Source organism: Flavobacterium sp. 9, assembly GCF_002754195.1.
In the GTDB taxonomy this organism is placed as follows: domain Bacteria; phylum Bacteroidota; class Bacteroidia; order Flavobacteriales; family Flavobacteriaceae; genus Flavobacterium.
The window spans coordinates 5619435-5641711 of sequence record NZ_PEEU01000001.1; the positions used below are offsets into that span (position 1 = coordinate 5619435).

General features: G+C 33.7%; 12 protein-coding genes. 7 read left to right on the top strand and 5 right to left on the bottom strand.

Going from position 1 to position 22277, the window contains the following annotated elements:
- Positions 1 to 70: 70 nt before the first annotated feature.
- Positions 71 to 1525 (bottom strand): NAD(P)/FAD-dependent oxidoreductase, encoded by a 1455-nt coding sequence (locus CLU81_RS23500; protein WP_233209757.1) that lies wholly within the window; start codon positions 1523 to 1525, stop codon positions 71 to 73.
- A gap of 196 nt (positions 1526 to 1721) precedes the next feature.
- On the opposite strand from CLU81_RS23500, the gene CLU81_RS23505 reads away from it, so the two are divergent.
- The 3 genes from CLU81_RS23505 to CLU81_RS23515 all read left to right on the top strand — a co-directional run bounded on the left by CLU81_RS23505 (position 1722) and on the right by CLU81_RS23515 (position 6420).
- Positions 1722 to 2294: a Crp/Fnr family transcriptional regulator gene (locus tag CLU81_RS23505; protein WP_099712051.1), complete on the top strand. Its 573-nt coding sequence runs from the start codon at positions 1722 to 1724 to the stop codon at positions 2292 to 2294.
- A gap of 92 nt (positions 2295 to 2386) precedes the next feature.
- Positions 2387 to 3109 carry an SDR family oxidoreductase gene (locus tag CLU81_RS23510; RefSeq protein ID WP_099712052.1) on the top strand — a complete coding sequence of 241 codons (723 nt, stop codon included), beginning with the start codon at positions 2387 to 2389 and terminating at the stop codon, positions 3107 to 3109.
- A 362-nt stretch (positions 3110 to 3471) separates the two neighbouring features.
- On the top strand, positions 3472 to 6420 hold the full coding sequence (locus tag CLU81_RS23515) for an Ig-like domain-containing protein (protein WP_099712053.1): 2949 nt from the start codon (positions 3472 to 3474) through the stop codon (positions 6418 to 6420).
- A gap of 264 nt (positions 6421 to 6684) precedes the next feature.
- Here CLU81_RS23515 and CLU81_RS23520 read toward each other — a convergent pair whose 3' ends face one another.
- Complete coding sequence (locus CLU81_RS23520) at positions 6685 to 8292, bottom strand: class I SAM-dependent methyltransferase (RefSeq protein WP_099712849.1); 1608 nt, start codon at positions 8290 to 8292, stop codon at positions 6685 to 6687.
- Positions 8293 to 9212: 920 nt separating this feature from the next.
- Here CLU81_RS23520 and CLU81_RS23525 point away from each other — a divergent pair.
- Both CLU81_RS23525 and CLU81_RS23530 read left to right on the top strand, forming a co-directional pair.
- Positions 9213 to 12395, top strand: coding sequence for a SusC/RagA family TonB-linked outer membrane protein (locus CLU81_RS23525; RefSeq protein WP_099712054.1), 3183 nt, complete (start codon positions 9213 to 9215; stop codon positions 12393 to 12395).
- A 12-nt stretch (positions 12396 to 12407) separates the two neighbouring features.
- Positions 12408 to 13832 (top strand): SusD/RagB family nutrient-binding outer membrane lipoprotein, encoded by a 1425-nt coding sequence (locus tag CLU81_RS23530; RefSeq protein ID WP_099712055.1) that lies wholly within the window; start codon positions 12408 to 12410, stop codon positions 13830 to 13832.
- A gap of 129 nt (positions 13833 to 13961) precedes the next feature.
- Here the strand turns inward: CLU81_RS23530 and CLU81_RS23535 are convergent, their stop codons facing one another.
- The 3 genes from CLU81_RS23535 to CLU81_RS23545 all read right to left on the bottom strand — a co-directional run bounded on the left by CLU81_RS23535 (position 13962) and on the right by CLU81_RS23545 (position 19160).
- Positions 13962 to 14411 (bottom strand): hypothetical protein, encoded by a 450-nt coding sequence (locus tag CLU81_RS23535; RefSeq protein ID WP_099712056.1) that lies wholly within the window; start codon positions 14409 to 14411, stop codon positions 13962 to 13964.
- A gap of 115 nt (positions 14412 to 14526) precedes the next feature.
- Positions 14527 to 17085 (bottom strand): leucine-rich repeat domain-containing protein, encoded by a 2559-nt coding sequence (locus CLU81_RS23540; protein WP_144444546.1) that lies wholly within the window; start codon positions 17083 to 17085, stop codon positions 14527 to 14529.
- Positions 17086 to 17165: 80 nt separating this feature from the next.
- Positions 17166 to 19160, bottom strand: a complete 1995-nt coding sequence (locus tag CLU81_RS23545; RefSeq protein ID WP_099712058.1) for a DKNYY domain-containing protein — start codon at positions 19158 to 19160, stop codon at positions 17166 to 17168.
- Positions 19161 to 19503: 343 nt separating this feature from the next.
- On the opposite strand from CLU81_RS23545, the gene CLU81_RS23555 reads away from it, so the two are divergent.
- Positions 19504 to 21015, top strand: a complete 1512-nt coding sequence (locus tag CLU81_RS23555; RefSeq protein WP_144444547.1) for an SBBP repeat-containing protein — start codon at positions 19504 to 19506, stop codon at positions 21013 to 21015.
- Between the two features lie 80 nt (positions 21016 to 21095).
- Complete coding sequence (locus CLU81_RS23560; RefSeq protein ID WP_158235363.1) at positions 21096 to 22268, top strand: BatD family protein; 1173 nt, start codon at positions 21096 to 21098, stop codon at positions 22266 to 22268.
- Positions 22269 to 22277 lie beyond the last annotated feature (9 nt).

The following is a 22277-nucleotide window of genomic DNA, read 5'->3' on the forward strand; positions in this document are numbered from 1 at the left end:
AAATTTAAGAAAATAAATCCTTAAATAATAACTCTTACTTCTTATAATTGAATGTTACAGGAAGGAAATATTAAGCGTCTTTTCGCTTTAAACAACGTCCTCGAGGTTCGTCGCCTTCATGAAGTACAATATCAGAATGTAGAAATTGAGCAGCATCGGCTGAATCTTTTACTTTGGTGGCGCTTCGTTTCAACATTTCGGCTTCAAATTCGGTTAAGACATTTTTTCTTATTCCGAGTTTTCTCCATTCAGATGAAGGTCTGCAACCTTTTGAAATTCCGCGAGCGAGCATAAGTGCATCAAGTAAAGCCTGGTTTGCACCTTGCCCTTTAAACGGACTCATAGGATGTGCAGCATCGCCAATTAAAGTTATTGAACCAGCTTTTTCCAACAATTCCGGTTGAAGTAATTCGCGGTCATAAACAGGATATCCTGAAATTTGAGCTTCGGCAGTTGCCAATAAAATTTGCGGAATCGGATCGTGCCATTGTGTTCTTAAACACGCTTCTTCTTTAAGTGCTTTTGGACCTTTGGCACTTAATGCTTTAGCTTCATCTTCCGGCATCGGAAAACTAAGTTGCCACATTACAGAATCTGCTTTATAAGGCATAATATAAATTCGTTCATTGCCATTTGCAGTTTGAAAAACCGTAGCAGAATCTAATAAAGAATTATCAAGATTTTCAAGCGCATTTAATGGACAAATACCCAAAATCACGATACAATCCAGATAACGTAAAGGAGCAGATTCTTCGCCAATTAGCAAGTTTCTGATCGAACTTCGAATACCATCGGCACCAACAACAAGATCGGTTTTGACGCTTTTTATTTCGCCATCAACTTGAAAGTTTAGTGCAATACTTTCGTCGTCACATTTGGTATAATCAATTAATTGATGTCCCCATTTTATGGCATCATGTCCGCCAAGTTGTTCCAATAATGCCAAACGCAGCGATTGACGCGCGATATGCATATTAGAACGTTTCGTAGAAGTTTTCTCGTCAGACTGAATCCATTTTCGAATTCCCCATTCTCCAATAACCTTACCTTCAGTAGTATGTACCAAATGTCTTGTTGAAATTACGCGGTCTTTTAGCGAAAAAATACCTAATCCTTCGATGGCTTTACTCGCTTGTTGCAAAGTAAGTCCGTAACCTTGAGATCTGGCGTCAAAACTAGTATCGCGTTCATAAATCGTAAAGGGAATTTTTCGGTGTAAACAAGCTACAGCCAGAGCAACTCCGCCAATTCCGCCGCCAATAATAGCAACGTGCGGGTAGTTTTCTGTATCTGCAACAGGAGGATTTTCAGAAGGAATCAATCCCGATCCGGAACATTTCGGGCAAATGTGTTGGTGTCCTTTTGGAGGAATTGGAGCGGTTGTTTCGCCATTTGTTTTTTCAAATTGGGCTAACGCATTTTGATAGCGAAGTTTTGCTTTTTTGGTAATTCCACGGCTTTTTTTACCGCGTCCCTGACATTCTTCGCAAATGATCCAACTCGTTTCTTTATTTTCTACTTCCACTTTATTTTGCCTGATCCAGACTCTCGTTATTTATATTTCCCAATATTTTGCTGTTTGTCACGGCTGTGCAAATTTAAGGTAAAAGATTGCGAGTACAAAAACTACTTTCGAACGTAATTTTCTAAAGCTTCAGTAAATCTTATATCTTTGATAGAGAAAATGAATAGTAGAAAAACCCTGAAAAGATTATAATAATATGTTTGAATCCCTTTTTAATTATTTAGAACTTTTTCAAAAAAGACCTTCGGAAGATAAAAACAGTATTGAACAGATTTTAGAATATCGAACTGTAAAAGAAGGTGAAATTCTGTTTGAGGAAGGAAAAATTGCAAACGAAATTTTTTTTGTTTGTAAAGGTGTTTTGAAAATAGTAAGTATTAATGATAAAGGGAATGAAATTATCCATTTCTTTTTTAGCGAAAATCAGTTTTGTACGATTTTAAAAAGCTTTACTGAAAATACATTTTCAACAGATAGAATTCAAGCAGCATTTGATGCAGAAGTAATTGTTTTCAAGAAAAATAAATTAGAGCTTTTGTATCAGGAATTGCCTTATTTCAAAAGCATTTTAGACAATATATTTCAACAGTCTTTGCTTAATAAAGTTGAATTGCGTAATTTTTATCTTGGTGAAGATGCAACTTCGCGTTATCAAAAATTTATTGTTCGACAAGCTAATATTGCGTCGAGAATTTCACAAACCGATATTGCTTCTTATCTGGGAATTGCAAAACAATCTTTAAGCCGAATTAAAAAGAATACACTCTAATTTGCTTTTTAACAATTGTTAAATCCTTTGTTTATCCCGCTTTCTACTTTTGTCCGACTAAAAAATAGTCAGGAACATTAAAAAAGTAAAAAATGGAAAATCTAAAAGGCAAAAAGGTAGTAATTATTGGTGGAAGTTCAGGAATTGGCTTAGCTACAGCAAAATCAATTGCTTCAAAAGGAGGAAATGTAATTATTGTTTCGAGTAATCAAGGACGCATTGATAAAGCTTTACAAGAAATATCCGCTGAAAGTATAGGATATGCGGTTGATGTAACAAACGAAATTCAGGTAAAAAATCTTTTCGAAAAAATTGGTTCATTTGATCATTTAATCTTTACTGCGGGAGAAAATCTTATTCTTTCAAATGTTGAAGATACTACTTTGGAAGATGCCAGAAATTATTTTAATATTCGTTATTGGGGCGCTTTTGCAGCTGTAAAATATGCAGCAAAATTTATAAATCCTAAAGGTTCTATTGTTTTAACAAGTGGTATTGCAAGTAACAGACCCAATAAAGGTTGGGCTTTGGGCGCGAGTATTTGTGCTGCTATGGAAGGCTTTACAAGAGCAATGGCTATGGAATTAGCGCCAATAAGAGTAAATATTGTTTCTCCTGGAGTTGTAAAAACAGAACTTTGGGGCGGTATGTCAGAAAGTGACAGAGAAGCTATGTACGCCAATATCGGAAATGCATTGCCGGTTATACGAGTGGGCGAGGCGGAAGATATTGCTAAAACATTCCTGTATTTATTAGAGCAGGAATATGGAACCGGGCAAACATTAATTATTGACGGCGGCACTTCGTTAGTTTAAACTGCATTGGGAATAAATCTAAAACAACCTTCGGGTTGTTTTTTTATAGTATTGAATAGATGGATTCTATATGATTTTTATTATTTGGTTTTGAAAAAGAGAATCTACTATAATTGATGTTAATTTTTTTCCATATTCTTATTCTTAATGCTTAAAAATGCAGACTTCACATCTATATTAATTCTTGATTTTTTATTTATTGTAAAATATTAATGTATTGATTTTTAGTGTTTTAATATAGCAAAAACGATATATTAACCTCGATTTTTAATCTATATTTTTTATTTGCTCTTTTTTAAATCTAGTTTCGTTGTACCCTTTTTTTAGGAACTAACTTACTAATTTTAAAAAACCGAAAAATTATGAAGAATCCATTACATTTTAATTTTTTTAGAAGAGAGAAATATTTCCATATCATATGGATTTGTTTTGTGCTCTTAACCTCAGGTCTGTATGCGCAACGAGGTTATTATGATGCGGCGTATAAAAGGTACGAAGCAAACGTTGGACAATTGTCTAATGGCGCTGCAACTACTTCAAAATCATACATTCAGTCAGATCTTCAATCGGAAGCGACAGATCAGCAATGTGTGAATATGTCTGCGACAAATGCTACAGTTCAATGGACGCTAACTGAAGCTGCAGACGGACTTGTAATCCGATACAGCGTTCCTGACGGACAAACGGCGACTTTGGGCGTGTATAATGGGAATACAAAAATTACCACGTTAACCTTGACTTCAACCTGGTCTTGGGAATATTTGTGGAGCAACGGAAATCCCAATAACAACGGAATCACGAATCAAAATCCTAGAATGCGATTTGATGAAGTACGTTATAAACTTCCGAGCAAAATCGCAGTTTCGGGAACTTTAAAACTGGTGCGTGAATCTGGGAATGTTCATGTAGATTTTGCTGAGATAGAACCAGTTCCAACAGCTATTACGGCTCCGTCTGGCGCTGTGACTTATACCGGAAACGGAAGCGATCTTCAGACTTTTATTGATGCAAACGGCGGTAAAAAGATTTTTCTTCCAACTGGTGTTTATAGCGTAAATCGCGAATTGTATTTTGGTGCTGCCAATACTTCTTTGATAGGCGCGGGAATGTGGTATACTCAAATTAATTTTACGAATACGAGCAGCCTAAACGGAGGATTGCGTGCTAATGCAGCAGGAATTTCATTTACGGATCTTTATTTGACTACAAATTCGGCGTCGAGAAGTAATTCTTATAAAGGTATAAATGGAGTATTTACAGCTTCTTCGATTGTAAAAAATATTTGGGCAGAACATTTTGAATGTGGCGCCTGGATTGCACAATACAATACTGGAGGTCCAGCAATTGCTGATGGTTTTACGCTATCTCATTGTCGTTTTAGAAATAATTATGCTGATGGAATTAATCTTTGCAAAGGAACTGCAAATTCAATTGTAGAGCATTGTAATTTCAGAAATAATGGTGACGACGATCAGGCGATTTGGTCTGCAGATGGATTGGAATGTATCAATAATACGTTTAGATACAATACTTCTGAAAATTGCTGGCGTGCTTGTGGACTTGCTATTTATGGCGGAAAAAATAATAAAGCTTACAATTTAATTATAAAAGACAATCTTGAAGCAGGTATCCGTGTTAGTAATAATTTTCCTGGAGCGCCATTTAACAATGATGGAATGCACGAAATTCATGATATCACGGTATCAACATGCGGAACTTTTAATGATACTTACAATAATCCTGTAGCTGCTGTAGATATTTTTAGTGCTACAAATGCGGGAAGTCAGGTCAAAAATGTTCAGCTTTATAATATCGATATTCTGGATTCAAGAAACGATGCAATTTCGATAAGCAAAAGATCGGGAGACGGTATTTATAACCTTAGTTTCAAAGACATTACGGTTAACGGAACAGGTAAGGAATATCCAAACAATAATGCGCTTAACAGAAACTGGGGAAGAGGATATTTTGTACTTATCGCGGGTTCTCCAGCCGGAAACGGAACGTATTGCAACATGAATTATTCAAATAGAGGAGGAAATGCTGCGGCAAATGAAGAAATCAGTGCAATTGGTACATTCTCTTGGACAGCAGGAAGTAATTGTTCGAGTACGCCAGTTGCAGTTACAGGAGTAACTATTTCGCCAACTACAGCGACTTTAGGCGTTGGCGCAACCCAACAATTAACTCCAACTGTTGCTCCGGCAAACGCTACAAACAAAACGGTGAGTTATAGTTCTAATAATACTGGTGTAGCAACCGTAAATGGTTCAGGATTAGTTACTGCAATTGCTTCAGGATCTGCAACAATTACGGTTACAACTCAGGATGGAGCAAAAACTGCAACTGTTGTAATTACTGTAAATTCATCAAATATTGCGGTAACAAGTGTAAGTTTAAGTCCAACAACAGCATCATTGGCAGTAGGAGCAACGCAACAATTAACGCCAACGGTTTTGCCTTCGAATGCAACGAATAAATCGGTTAGTTATGCTTCTAATAATACTGGCGTAGCAACTGTTAATGCTTCGGGTTTAGTGACGGCTGTTTCTAACGGAACGGCAACAATTACAGTAACAACTGTAGACGGAAGCAAAACAAGTACAGCTGCAATTACGGTTAGTACGGCAACAGGAAACTATTTTACAATCAAAAATAAATGGACTGGCAATTATTTATATGATGCCGGAGCGAATGTAGGATATGGCGCAACTGTAGCAAATAATAACTACAAATGGGAAAAAGTTGCTGTTGATGCTACTTATTATATCCTAAAAAATGTAGGCACGGGAGATATCATGAATATTGAAAATTTGACTGGTGCGGTACAATGTAATGCCGGATCAACAGGTTGGTATAGTGCACAATGGTCAACTGAAAATGTTGATGCTACATGGGTAAGAATTAAAAACAGATGGCAAACGGGAAGCATGATTCATATCGAAAATCTGAATGGTTCTGCTCAATATGCCGGAGGTCAAAACAACTGGGAAAGTGCGCAATGGCAATTTCAAAGTACTTCGACATCCAAAAGAGCAAATGGTATTGAAACAGCAGTAACGGTTGAGAATAATTCGCTGGTTAGTCTTTATCCAAATCCTTCGATCAATAATGAGTTTAATGTTGTTTTTCCAGATCTAAAAGCTGGTAATCAAGCAACAGTAACGGTTACAGATATAAACGGAAGAAAGGTTTTGGTAAACAAACTGAATACATCTGGAAAAATTGATCATCATTTGACTTCAGGAGTTTATATTGTTACCATTAGTTCTAATGAATTTAATGTGTCTAAAAAACTGATTGTGAAGTAATTTATTAAATATGCAATTAAGAGTTTAAAGTTTTTAATTCGTGCCGTTAGCCACTAAATGTTGGTAGAAACATGAATTGGAATAAATTTAGCGCGTGCCGTAGGTACGCAATAGTTATCGTTTTGTTGCGTACCTACGGCGCACCAACGTATCTCGAATCTATTATAACTACCAATATATAGTGCCTAACGGCACATTCTAAACCTTGATTCGCATTAAATGCTAAAACAGAAAATGCCAGACTTTTGATCTGGCATTTTTTATTTATTTTCCTTTTAATAAATTGATACTTACCGTAGCGATATTAGCGTCAGGAAATTGTTTAGAAAAGGAGTTATCGGGAAATAATCCTGCTTCTGCAGCAATTTTATTAAAAACAGGAAGCTCAACAATATATTGATCAGAAAAACCGTGTGTGGCGTCGTAAGCTGTTGCAGGAGTTTTTCCTAAATTATTGGCTGCAAGTTTTGGATCTATAGTATGCAATTCGATCAAAAGTAAACCGAATTTACGAACATATGGCGACCATTTTTGTAAATGCTCCAGAAGATTATCTTCGACCAAATTGTTGCTGATTCTTTTTCCTCGAAAGGCAAATGCGCCGGTAGATTTACTGATTCTTTCTTTGTGAATGTGTTCCGGATCTGTCCAAATTCGATTGTGATCTAGAAAAGTTCTCACGTTAAGCAAATCTTTTAAATCGATGTTATAATTTTCTTTCAAGTCATCAGAAAGTAAATCGGGACGACCAATATCTCCCCAAATTACTTTTGCCCAAATATCTGCTTTTATAAGATTAGCTCTGGTTACTTTTAGTGCAGCCTGATTATAATCGGCTCCAACGAGAAATAGTGGATAATCATCGAGCATTTTTCCTCTTAAGGTTTGTCTTTCGATTACTTCAAAAATATGTTGCAGAAAAGCACCATTGCCGCAACCCATATCCAGGATTCCTTTTGGTTGTTGCTCAATTGGCAAATTAAAAAGACTTATAATAATTTCATCGACAACTTTAAAATAAGTATCGTGAGCACCGCCGCTTCCCCAAACATTCATTTCGCGATCAACATGAATTTCGTTTTCGCCATCGGCAATTGCTCTTAAAACGGTTGGATCACCAAAAATTAATTCCTCAATTTTGGCAAATGTTGGTAAATACGAAACGGTAACGCCATAAGCACTGGCTCTTTTGGCAAAAAACAAACCGACTTCGGTAAATTGATAATTTCCATTTTTTTCAAGAAACCATCCAAGATGAACAAAAAAGTCTAGTATTTTTTTGAAATTTTCAGGAGATTTATGAAACTCTTCTGGTCTGAAAGAAGTTTCCATAAAGTATTTGTGAAACATTCCGTTCATCGCTAAACGAACGATTGTTGGACCAATTAAATATCCTTCAATGTGTTTTAAAACTTGTTCCTGAATATCATTTTTCAAAGGATTATCAGAAGGTTCGATTCCGTATCTTTTTTTATATTTTTCGAAAATAATATTGAGTTTTTCAAATGGAGCGTCATCAAAAAGGCGGGAATGAAACTGGGTAGAAAAATGGAGTAAATCAACCACATCCTGATAAAGATGAAACATTGAAAAAGCAATTTCTGTTTTTTCATTTACAGAAATCTTAATTTCCTGTGTTTCGTTATTGACTTCGTATTCTAAAAAGTCCTGAGAAACCAAAATTCTTAAAGCAACATTCAGATAACCTTCATTTGCTTTAAAAACAGTTACAAGTTCAGATAAGTGAGTTTGCTTTTTTTCTAAGATAAATTCTAAAACGCCGTGATTTTTTAATGCAATTGCTACCGGAGCAACAGCTAAGCCGTCAAGATGTCTGAAAATGGAGCTTCGGAGTTGTGATTTATCTGTCATAGTAAGATATTGAATGTTTACTAAAATTAGTGATTTTTTTCTAACAGAGAACAACATATTTTGCATTGCTGATTATTTCATATTCCAAAAAACTCTTTGAATCTTTTATTGCTTTTTCTGATAAATGACTTCATTTTAAACCCCAAATTTTGACGACTATTTCGCTTTACAAATAAAAAAACATCATAATAATTCGCATAAAATACAATTCATATTGTGAGTATTTGCAAAATGGATTAATCCAAAACTATGATGATTTCAGAAGAAATTTGGAGAAAATGGAGGTCAAATTATCATTTATTCAACAAAAAATGAGGTTCGTTTTATTAAATGCAGGTTTTAAAACAATAGATTTTTCTGGTTTAATCCTGTCAATTTGCAAAATTTCTTACAGATGTTAAAAAAAGCGAATCGGCATTAACTCTTTTGTTTTTAGCGTTTTAAAGTTTTACTAAAATTTTAATTAACATTTTTTTTGCAAAAAAAACGATTAAACTTTTGGAGTTAATATTTTTAACATACTTTTGTTCTATCAAATTAGTAGGGTTTAAAAATAAAGTAAATAAAAAAAGATTAAAGGTTAACAAATACAATTCATTTTTGAGCAGGCAAGAACCATTCGGTACTATATCCCTTCTGATTTTTCGGTGTTAAAAAAACTCTTCAATCTCTAATTCATATAATTTTTTAATAAAGACGGACCTGAATTTTAGGGTCGAAATCTTATAAAGACAAAATCAAAATAATAATAATCAAAAAAAAAGAAAATGAAAAAACGAATGCAATGCAGTTAAAAAAAAACCATTTCTGTTGCAGCAGAAATGGTGAAGCTTAAAGAAATTGTACATCTCTCTATAAGGAAAGTGGGAGTGGAGTAAATCCTTCCGGACTTGCCTTATTTATTAAACCAAAACAAAGTAATGAAAAAAAAATTAAATAGATATGCATACCTATGCATTTTGTTGATTTCCATAGGGATTAAGGCTCAGGAAACCAAACCGTTAATTCAGTCCAAGCTAGAAGGTATAGTGATTGATGCTGCTACAAAGGAGCCGGTTATTGGAGCTTCAATAAACATAAAAGGTACTACACACGGGGTTCAGACAGATTTTGACGGAAAGTTTTATTTCCAGACAGGACAAAAATTTCCTTATACTTTAATCGTAAGTTTTTTGGGATATAAAAGACTGGAAACTGTAGTGAATCAAAATTCGGTTGTAATTGAAATTACTCAGGAACAAAATGCACTTTCAGAAGTTGTAGTTACTGCTTTGGGTATTTCAAAAGAAAAGAAATCTCTGGGATATACCACTCAGGCAGTTAAAGGCAAGGATTTAGGAGAAACAAAAGAAACGAACTTCCTGAATAGTCTTAGCGGTAGATTGGCTGGTGTACGTATCACCAATTCTCAGGGAGATATGGGATCTTCGCGTATTGTGATTCGTGGAGAAACTTCAATCGCTGGAAATAACCAACCCTTATTTGTGGTTGATGGAGTTCCTGTAGATAACTCGCAATTAGGAAGCGTTGGTGGAGCAACCCGTGATTTCAAAAATGCAATTGCAGATATTAACCCACAAGATATTGAAACATTAACAGTATTGAAAGGTCCAAATGCTGCGGCACTTTACGGATCACGTGCTGCGCATGGTGTTGTTTTGATTACTACAAAATCAGGTAAGAATCAAAAAGGACTTGGTATCACTGTTAATACTGGTATTACGGTTTCTCAGGTTACAACTTTGCCTCGTTTTCAAAACTCATTTGGTCAGGGATCAAACGGAAAATTTAGTTTCGTAGATGGTAAAGGTGGCGGAGTTAATGATGGAGTTGATGAAAGCTGGGGACCAAAATTAGACGGACGCCTTATTCCTCAATTTAATTCAAATGGTGTAGCGGTTCCTTTTGTCGCGCATCCTGATAATGTGAAGGATTTCTTTAATACGGGACTTACTTATGATAACAGTATTTCTATTGCAAAATCAGATGATAAATCAGATTTTCGTTTAGGAGTAAATAATCAAAAACAATTGGGAACTGTACCAAACAGTGAAGTAAACAAAACAAACTTTACGGTTAATACGAATTACCAAATTTCAAAAGGCGTTAGAGTTGGTGTAAATGCGAACTATATTGTTACTGATGCTCCGGCACTTCCGGGTGGTCCGTCTGGTAACCGTGCTGCGGGTGTAATGCTTCAGTTTCTTTGGTTTGGACGTCAGGTAGATACTGAGGAACTTCAAAGAAACAGAAATGTAAACTGGAACAACAGCTATTATAGTAATCCATATTGGAATGCTTATTACAATACAACAAGTCAACAACGTAACCGTTTGATTGGAGATATCCATTTGGATGCAAAACTTGCGGAAGGATTTAATTTTAAATTCCGTACAGGAATTGATTATTACAATGATCGTAGAAAATATGAGATTAAATATGGTACAAACGGAACTCCTTTTGGATCGTATGCTGAAGATGCTTATACTGTAAGCGAACAAAATACTGAGGGTATTTTTACTTATACTAAAAAATTAAATGATGATTTTAGTTTAGACGCTCTTGCAGGATTCAACGTTCGTACACATAGTGATGCAAACAATTATCAAAAAGCGCCGCGTCTTGCTGTTCCGGATTTATATACTTTGACGAATTCACGTGATCCGTTAACTTCATCAAATATTTATTCAAGATTAAAAGTTTATAGTGCATATGCTTCGGCACAATTTGGTTTTAGAAACTATGCATTTTTTAACGTAACTGCTCGTAACGACTGGTCATCAACATTGCCAAGTAATAACCGTTCTTATTTTTATCCTTCTATTAATGGAAGTGTGATTTTAACAGACGCTTTGAATTTGAAAAGCAATACACTTGATTTCTTAAAATTACGTGGTGGTTGGTCTGAAGTTGGTAATGATGCTGATCCGTATCAATTGTCTACAGTTTACAATTTTCAAACGGCATTTGACGGAAATCCAATTCAAACTTCTTCTCAAAAGAAACTTAACGATAACCTGAAACCAGAAACTACACGTTCTACGGAAGTTGGTTTAGAAGCTTCTTTTTGGAAAAACAGACTTCATTTTGATTTTGCTTATTATAACACAAACAGTTTAGACCAGATTTTAGAAATTAAAACGACTGCTGCGAGTGGATATAATTCACAATTAATCAATGCAGGAAAAATAAACAATCATGGTGTAGAGATTCAATTGGACGGAAATCCTGTTCAAACAGAAAATTTCAAATGGAATGTTGCTGTAAATTATGCAAAGAACATAAGCAAAGTTGAGATTCTTGATTATGATAAACAGATTCAAAACTACACAATTGGTACTTCTGGAGGTGTTGATGTATTGGCATCTGTAGGTCAGGCTTACGGAGCGCTTTATGGAACTGCTTATTTACGTGACGCAAACGGAAACATTGTAGTTGGTGCAAATGGATTGCCAAAAGCAGATCCGCAAAAGAGAGTATTAGGACATTATACTCCGGATTATACAGGTGGTGTTACAAACACATTAACATACAAAAATCTTGAACTTTCGTTTCTTGTTGATGCAAGTGTAGGTGGACAGATTTTCTCTGGAACGAACAGAACTGGTAATTATACAGGAGTATTAGATCAAACAATGCCAGGTCGTGATGCAGCAAATGGTGGTTTAAGTTACTATGTAACTGGTACTACAAAAACTTTATTACCTGCAGGAGCAACTGCTCCGGGTGGTGCACAAGTATACGATGATGGAATGATTTTTAAAGGAGTATATGCTGATGGAACTCCAAATAATACATTACTTAGCGCGCAGGAATATTACAAAGCATCTTACAATATTAGTGAAGCTTATCTTTATAGTTCAACTTACGTGAAATTAAGAGAAGTAAAGCTTACTTATAATGTTGATAAAAAACTAGTTAAGAAATTGGGATTAGCCGGAGCAAGTTTTACTGCTGCAGGTCGTAACCTGTTCTTTATTTACAAAGACGCACCAAATATCGATCCTGAATCGGCTTTTAATACTGGAAATGCACAAGGTTTAGAGAGTTTGTCTCTGCCAACTACCAGAAGCGTCAGTCTTAATGTTAATCTTAAATTCTAAAAACACGAAATCATGCTAAAAAAAATAGCTTATATAACTCTATTTGCATTGTCGCTGACTTCTTGCAGCAACGATTTGGATGAAATAAATAAAAATCCAAATGCAACCGAAACGCCATTGGCACCTTACCTGTTAACAGGATCATTAAAACAAGGCGCAGACTTATATTGGGGTTCAACAAATAACTTTGATTCGTCTTTATTATTTGTTCAGCATTGGGCTAAAATTCAATATACTGAACCGGACAGATTTGATGTATCTAACACGTCTTTTACGACTTTGTGGAATACAGGATATGCAACTTTAATCACGGATTTGAACACAATTCTGAATTTCTCTGATCAACAGGCAAATTCAAATTATAAAGGAATTGCACTAACATTGCGTTCATGGACATTTTTGCTGTTGACAGATGCTTACGGAAGTATTCCTTATAAAGATGCAGGTCTAAAAGTGACACCAACTTATAATACTCAAAAAGAAGTTTATACAGGATTACTTGAAGATTTGAAAAAAGCGCAGTCTTTACTTGCTACAACAAATGGTACTGTAACTGGTGATTTAGTTTACAAAGGAGATATTCTAAAATGGAAGAGATTGGTAAATTCACTTCGTTTGCGTATTGCGTTGAGAATTTCTGACAGAGAACCTGCTTTGGCTAAACAAGCTGCAATTGATGCAACAACAGATCCTGCAGGAGTTTTGAGCAGCAATAGCGATACTTTTCAATTTGTTTACATCAGTTCGCCACAACAAAATCCAGCTTCGGCATGGTTTGAAACGAGAGATGATTACCGTATTTCAAAAACATTAGTAGATAAATTATATGCATTATCTGATCCGCGTTTGCCAGTTTATGCACAATTACCATCTGATGCAACTGTAGGTAAATATGTTGGCGGAGCTAACGGATTATCAAATAGTGATGCTAATAGTCAAGGTTTTGCCAAAACATCGAAACCGGGTAAATATTTCTTAACGTCAACTTCTCCGGCTGTAATTGCTTCTTATTCTGAAACATTATTCAATCTTTCTGAAGCTGTAGCACGTGGTTTTATTCCAGGAGATGCAGAGCAATTTTACAAAAGTGCAATTACTGCTTCATTAAATCAATTTGGAATTAACGATGCGACAGTTGTTTCGAATTATCTTAATCAGGCTACTGTAAAGTACGATGCTACAAACTATGCGAAATCAATTGGTACTCAAAAATGGATTGCATTCTACGGACAAGGTCTCGATGCTTTTGTAGAGTGGAGAAGACTTGATTATCCAGTATTAACAGCTGGTCCGGCTACAGTTTTGGACGGACAGATTCCTTCGCGTTTCTTTTATCCGGGTACAGAGCAATCGTTAAACGGAACTAGTTACCAAGCTGCAATAGCAACTCAAGGAAAAGATTTATTGACTACAAAACTTTGGTTTGATATAAAATAATATCGATTCAAACGAAATACACTCGATTTTAGTGCTTACTAATAAATCACATTAATGAAAAAATCCGCAAATGTCTATTAATGACTTTGCGGATTTTTTTTATGTTTTTCAGATGATAAATTATAGTAGTTATAACTGAATTAACCAATCTACAGAAAAAGCAATAATGATAAAAATATTGTGTACAAATACAAGTTGCAGATAATACCCTTTAAAGTTTTTAGTATGAGTTGATGGTATAATTTCAACGAGAAAAGTCCAGCTAATAATTCGGATTAAACCATTAATGAAACCAATAATAATAGTTGTTGTCCATGAAATTTCTGCAAATTCATTATACCAAAGCAAATAATAAATGGTAGCAAAACAAAGTCCGAAGCTGTGATGCAAGATCTTTCCGGCTTTTAATTTCGCTTTAAGCGGTAAATTTATATTAATAGCAAAAAGAAGGCTTGTTAGAAGAGTAGGTTCACGATAAAATTCATTGTCTGAGTTTGATAACGCTGTGTTGAATATTTTGAGAATACAACAGGTTAACAACCAGGAAATCAGAATTTGAAAAAGTAGGTATAAGATCATAAAGGGGCGTAAAATTTTTTACGCGGCAAAGATAAGCATGAAAGTGATAAGAATAAAATTAAAATGGTTAGAATGACCTTTTCCTTTAAATATTCAATTAAACTAACGTCTTATTTTATTGGCATGAAGTACTAAAAATCACACCAGAATCTTTGAACCATCTCGAAGAAGGAAAATCCACTTTATCAACCTGAATGCATTTGAGATTTTCATTTTTAAGAGCAGAAACATAGGATATTGTGCTATTATTTCCGTTTTTGAGATTAAGAGAAGTCAATTCATTCGAAGAACAAATTAAATCAAGTAATGCTGTGTTATTGGATAAATCGAGGGTTTTCAATTTGTTTTTTTCGCATGAAACTCTGGTTAATTGCAGATTGTGAGACAGCTCTAAATTTTCCAGTTTATTTTGCTGACAACGAAATTCTTGCAAAGCTGTATTTTTAGTGATATCCAAAGTCTTCAATAAATTAGAGTGGCATTCAAGATACATTAAAAGAGTATTTTGACTTGGATTCAAATTAGTCAGTTTATTTGAACTACAATTAAAATACCACAAAACGGTGTTTTTAGACACATCCAAAGTCGTTATTTGATTCGATGCGCAGCTAAAATTACGTAGTATTGTATTTGAACTTACATTAAGTTCTTTTAATTTATTCTCATTGCAATACAGCGTGCTCAGGTTTTTATTTTTAGAAATATCCAGATTTGTCAATTGATTATCGGCACACTCAAGTTTTTCTAATTTTGGGTTCAGACTTATGTCTAAAACAGTTAAGAGATTATGACTGCAAAATAACTCATCTAAAATTACATTTTTAGATAAATCCAAAGTTGTCAATTTATTGTCATTACATCGTAAAATTGTCAAAGCAGTGTTTTTGGAAATATTTAAATTCTCCATTTTATTAGACTGACAATCAATGTAATCCAAACGCACATTTTTAGACAAATCCAGGTTTGTTATTTGATTTGCATAGCAGCCCAATTCGATTAAAGAAGTGTTTTTACTAACGTCTAGCTCCGTTAATAAGGCATTGTCACAATATAAAGTAGTAAGTGCTTTGTTTTTAGATAATTTCAAAGATTTCAAATCGTTGTAACCACAGCTCAAATTTAGTAAAGCTTTATTTTGGCTAACATCTAAAGAAGTCATATGATTATTTTCGCAATTTAAAAAAGTAAGTGCTTTATTGTGAGAAACATCTAAATCGATACTATTCACTTCACAATTTAATTCTTTTAAAGCCTTATTTGTAGAAATATCCAAAGTAGTAAGCCAATTTTCCTGACAGTAAAGCGCAGTCAGATTTTTATTATTGCTTACAGTTAAGTAGCTCATTTGGTTTTTAGTACAAGTAAGTTTTGTCAAGGCTTTACATTCGGTAATATCAAGATTTTCAATTTGATTTTTAGAGCAATCCAACGTTTTTAAAGCGATAAAAGCTTCCAAACCTTTTAAGTCTTTGATTTGGCTATTCGAAACATCCAAATCTGTAATAGTGGCAATATTTGCGGTAAAGACTCTTCCGTCCGGTTCACCAGAATCATATTTCAGTGCAATTAAAGCTTTCTCAAAATTAACATCAGGAATCACCGTATATCCAGGTTCGAGTTCTATACATATTATTTTGCATTTTGAAAAATCAGACATACCACTCCCATCATAAGGTTTACCATCAAAATCTGCACTAATACATTTTAGATCAGGATTCTCTTCGGCAAACATATAACTTATACGAGGACAATTCTTAATGTTCAAATCAGTTAATTGATTTGCGGAACAATCAAAACCTTTTAGAGAAAGACTGTTTGATAAATCCAATATTTTTAACTGATTCCCTCGACATCCCAAATCTATCAAAGCTTTGTTTGGACTAAGATCCAATTCAGTCAATTGATTGTTGAAACAGTTTATATAAGTAAGGATATTATTTTTTGAAAAACTTATAGAGGTTAACTTATTTTCATAACATTCTAAAGAAGCCAGATTAATGTTCTGAGTTAAATTCAATTGAGTTAATTTATTATCTTGACATTCTAAAGTAGTTAAATTTTTATTTTGGCTTAAATCCAGCGAAGTCAGTTCATTATTAAAACACTGCAAATATTGTAAAGCAATATTCTGATGCAAATTCAAAGAAGTTAACTGATTTTGAAAACAAAATAATTCTATTAAAAGACTGTTTTTACTTACGTCTAAAGTTTCTAATTTGTTGCTGGAGCAAAATAACTCACTTAGCTTTGTATTCTGTGTTACATCTAATGCTGTTAATAAATTATTGTAACAACGTAAATAAATTAGGGCTGTATTTTGGGTTATATTTAATGATTTCAGCCTGTTATCAAAACAATCTAAATTAGTCAAAGCGGTGTTTTTGCTAAGATCGAGCCTCGTTAATTTATTTCCGCCACAGAACAATTCAGTTAATGACTCAAAATCTTGTATGCCAGTTAAATCTGAGATGTTTTTTTTCGAAATATCCAATCTTTTTACATTGACAATAGTAGCAGTCAATACTTTTCCGTCAGGTTTACCAGAATCATATCCCAGATCGATTATACATTTTTCGAAATTAGAGTCGCGGATTAAAGTATATCCGGTTTTGGCTTGCGAAAACAAATTATTTGACGCGCAACAAAGCAAAATAACAAATAGTATTCTTTTCATAAATGTCTCTTTTATACCAATGGGAATTACCGAATATGATTTTTCAAACATAAACAGATATAATAATTTTTGATGCTAATTTATTTCTGAATAATGAATGGAGTAGTATAAGCACACCTTACTGTTTTTCCTTTTATCTGTCCCGGAATCCATTTTGGCATTTTATTCAGGACTCTCAAAGCTTCTGCGCCGGAACCATAACCATAATCTCTCATTACTTTTTGATTCGTAATTGTTCCGTCTTTTTCTATTACAAAATACAAATAAATTTTCCCTTGAATTTTTTCTCCTTCGTCTTTTGGTGCCTTAAAGTTTTTATCTATAAACTTATTTCTTGCGGCCATTCCTCCGTTATAATCTGGCAGTACATCTAGGTCTACTGTATTATAAATCCAATTTTCGAGTATAGTTTCAGGTGTGATTATTGCTGGAGGAGTATATAGAGTACCAATATTTCCTGTACCTTTAATTGGTTTATTTCCTAAATATTTAATCTTAACTGTATCTGAAATTAGAGCAAGCCAATGTCCTTCATCATTTTTAAGAAAATAATAATCAGATGAAGGAGTTTTATCTAAACCACAACCGGGTCTGTTTCCTGTTATAACCGCTAATATTTCGGTATTCTTATTTTTTATTACTTTATTGACGCCACTGTAGATATAATCTTTGTCGGCCAGAAAATTAAAAAATGGCTTAACGCTTTGTGCATCAATTCCTTTTATAGGAATAAGCTTGTCACTTCTATAATAAGTGTAAACATTATTTTTGTCTTTATAAGAATTCAGAATTCTTTCAAAAGTTTCAGCATCTGCAGTTGTTTCTTTGCCATTGATATAAATTTTCTTATCAGATTCATACAACTGATATTCGTAAAGTTTCTTTCCTGCTGAATTGAAGATGTCTTTTTTAGCGTTTTTTGCTGCATTGATTTGCGTCTGAGATAGATTTTTATACATTTTCTTTTTAGAAAGATCGTAAGCCTGATTTTCATATATCAAATAGCGATAGGATTGGCCAAGAAAAGTATTTTTGGACGAGACTTTTTTAGTATAAACAAATGGGAATTTTTTAGATTCAGATTTTTGCGTTTTTTCGTTCCATACACGTTCATAAATTCCATTTTTATCAAAGTACCAATCTGAAAACGGAATCATTCCAAAAGTTTTAGCGTCAACTTCAGGAAATGGATATTTTGCACCCGCATAAACCATTTTTCCATCAGAAATAAATCGGCTGTTTTCCTGATCCCAAGCTTTTATATTTTCTGGATTTTTTGCTGTCAGTATAGTTTTTTCGCCATCATAATACACAAAATTCTTATCTATAGAATAATGTCGAGACAATGGTCGAATGGTATTTGCATCAATATTTGGAACAACAATCCAGTGGGTTAATGTCAATACTTCTTTTGAAGTTTTCATTAAATAATCATTTACAGAACGAAGCGTATCGCCATTATGCAGACCAATCTCGCCATTTATATAAACATAGTTTTTGTCATACATAATAGCTTCAAAAGTTTCTGAAAGTGAATTTACATCAGCGTTTTTTATCTTTTTAAAATTGTAATAAAGATGATTTTTGTCTTTAAAATAAAGTGTTGAAGAATAACTGGCTGATCTGAAACTTTCGATATCAATATCTTCTGTAATCTCGATATTGTTTTTAAAAAGTTTATACTTTGTTTTCCATACCAAATCCGGGCGACCAAGGTATTCTGTATTCCTGATTTCGGCCAGGATTTTAAATCCGGTTGTATCAGTTGCTATAAAATCTCCATTATAATAAACACCATTTTTATCTAAAGCAAAAAGGCCATTGTCATTATATCTTGGAAATGTAAAAGATTCAACATCTGCGTCTTTTAGAATTTTTCGTTCACTCGCATTTTTTTGAAAAACAATATAATTTTTGTTTTTGATGTAAAGCGGAGCCATATAACCAGCACTTGGATATATTGCAAAAGTAGAATCTACAACAGGATCTATTACCGAAAAAGAATCCGGAGTTTGTGCACAGCTTAAATTTGAAAGCAATATAATTGATAATACTAAGAAGTAATATTTATTCATGTTGTGGTATCTTTTATGGTTTTTCGGTTCTCTTTATTATATAGATACATTAAAATCTAAAAAGGTTGGGAGGGGAGAAACTTTTTTTATTCTATCAATTATTGCACTGTTAAAAATGCTAATATATAGATTAGTTTGCGATAGTTTATGGTTTAATTTGGTAGTAATGAAAGTTAAAAAGTGAGAAATGATTTTATGAGGTTTTTAAATTCCTGAAAGCTTTAATTTTTAATTTTAGTAGTACAGATAAACTATAAACTGACTTATATTTGGGTGAAAAATAAAGGTTGTTTTTGATATTACTGTAAGTTGACAATCTATAACTGTTTCTTAAAATTATTTTATGAATTTAAAAACTAGATTTTTACACAGATTACTTTTACCAATGTTTCTTTTTATATTCATGCCTGTTATTCAGGCTCAAACTTCGCTGCAATTGAATTGGATTAATCCATTAGAATCTAATGCGCTATTTTCTGTTAAAGCTAAAAGCGTAAAAACCGATGCTTCAGGGAATATCTATCTTGTTGGTAACTTTACCGGAACAACCGATTTTGATCCAAGTGAAGGAATAGCCAATTTGACGAGTGCCGGCGAAGAAGATGTTTTTGTAGCAAAATACGATATCAACGGAAAATATATATATGCCTGTGCTTTAGGCGGAATCGAATATGATAATTGTAACGCACTTGCTGTTGACCGTTATGGGAATGCCTATATTACCGGAAGCTTTAAAGATAAAGCCAGTTTTAATTCTAAGAAAAAAATAATAAAAAAGGCTAGTGCAGGTGATTTTGATATTTTTATTGCTAAATATGATCCTGACGGAAGATTACTTTATGCGAATACAATAGGCGGAAAAGAGCGTGATTATGGACAAGCTATTACAGCAGATGATAATGGAAACGTATATGTTACGGGTTATTTTGCCGGAATCTGCGATTTTGATTTAGGAAAAGGAACTGCTAATCTCTCCAGTCAAGATGGCGTTCATTTATTTTTTGCCAAATACGATGCAAATGGTGAGTATGTATATGCAAAAAACATAAATGGCAACAGTTCCGGAATTGCCAATGATGATAAAGGCAACATTTATCTTACCGGATATTATGAAGGTACTGCAGATTTTGATCCCGGAAAAGGAGTTGAAGTTATGAAGAGTATTTATGATGAGAATATTTTCTTTGCAAAATATGATTCTTATGGGAATTTCGTTTTTGTAAAAAATATAGGAAGCGAAAGATCAAAAGACGAAAGTAGAGCTATAGCTCTTGATCGTGACAATAATATCTACCTTACCGGATTTTTTGAAGACGATGCAGATTTTGATCCCGGAATAGGAACCGCAATTTTATCTACACCCGAACCATGCGGAATGTTTCTCGCCAAATATAATGCAGAAGGAGATTATATTTATGCCAAAAGTATGTCTGGCGGAAGAGGTGTAATTGGCAATGCTATCGCTGTAGACAGCACAGGAAATGCATATGTTACGGGCTATTTTGAAGGTACTGTTGATTTTGACCCAAGTGCAGAAATTGCCAAGCTGACAAGTCCAGGGCAAACAAAAGAATCTACAGGTTATGAAGCTGATATTTTTCTGGCGAAATATGACACTAAAGGCAATTATATTTACGCCAAATCTATGGGAGGCAAGGATTATGATAAAGGACATGGTATTGCACTTACAACAGACGGAAGGATATATCTTGCGGGAACATTTGAGAGTCCGACAAATTTTGATCCGGTGAATAATACCAATTTTGTCAAATTAAAAAAGGCTATTTATGGTGCTTTTCTAGCTTCCTATAGTGAATGTAATGTCAATGAAAATGAGATAATAAAGACCAATTAGAATATTTTTATTTGATGGAGAACAGCTTTAGACATCATACTTTTATTATTATAAAACCAACCAAAAACCAAATTACCCTTATGAAAGTAAAAATTTCATTGCTTATTTTTTTTGCCTTTTTTACCGTAACTGCTTTTTCGCAAGATATTACCGTTCGCACTAAAGTTTCCACAGACATTATTGGCTACTTTGATATCTTGAGAGTTAGTTTTGAGGCAAATAGTAATGAAGTCACACTTAGAGAACCTTATTTTGAAGATTTTACAATTTATAAGGGTCGGGATACAAAAATAGAACAAAGTTATCTAAATGGTAAAACGACCTCTAAAACGATTATTTCTTATCTTTTAAAGCCTAAGAGAACAGGTGAATTAACTATAGATAGGGCAGTTTTTGAATATGACGATAAAGTTTTTGCAACAGATCCGGTTACCATAATAGTAAAAGGAGATACCTTGACAAACGATCCTTCAAAAAAAGACAGTAAGATTTTTGTTTTTGCTCAAGTTTCCAATTATACACCGTTTTGTTATCAGCCAGTAATGATAGAATACAAATTGTATTTTGATGCAGATATAAAACCTTCAACGATTGGCTTTGATTTTAAGAAAGAATACACTGATGATTTTTTAATTTATGCTATTACTTCAGGTGAATCAGTTAATACAGAGGTAATTAATGGGAAAAAGTTTAATAGTATTGTTATAAAGAAAGACGTCATTCGATTTAAAAACCAAGGCGAAATTTCTATTAATAATAATGTAGTGGTTGAGTATAAAACAAGTAAACCAACGAAGGACGATGAAAACGCTGACCAAATTTCGGAAAAAAGTCTGCCAGTAGTTTCAAATAAAATTAAGTCGAAAAAAATGGAGAAAACGCCCAATTTTCCTCATGATATTCAATCGTATGGCGATTATAAATTAGATGTGTTTTTTCCTGAATACACAATAATCAAAAAGAATAAAATTTTCGAAATTACTGTACAACTTTACGGAGAAGGCTATATAGAAGATGAAATTTTACCACAACTTAACATTCCCAAAGGATTTGAAGTTATTTCGAATACAATCGTAAATGATCCTGTTATGGAAGACGAAAAAATAAAATCTGTAGCCACAAGAACCTATAAAATAAAGCCTTTAGCGATTGGTAGTTATAAATTTCGCCCCGTTAGTTTTTATTTCTATAATGAAAAGATAAAACAAAGAAAAGCCGTTTCGTCTAAAGAATTTACACTTACAGTGAAATAAAACAGACTT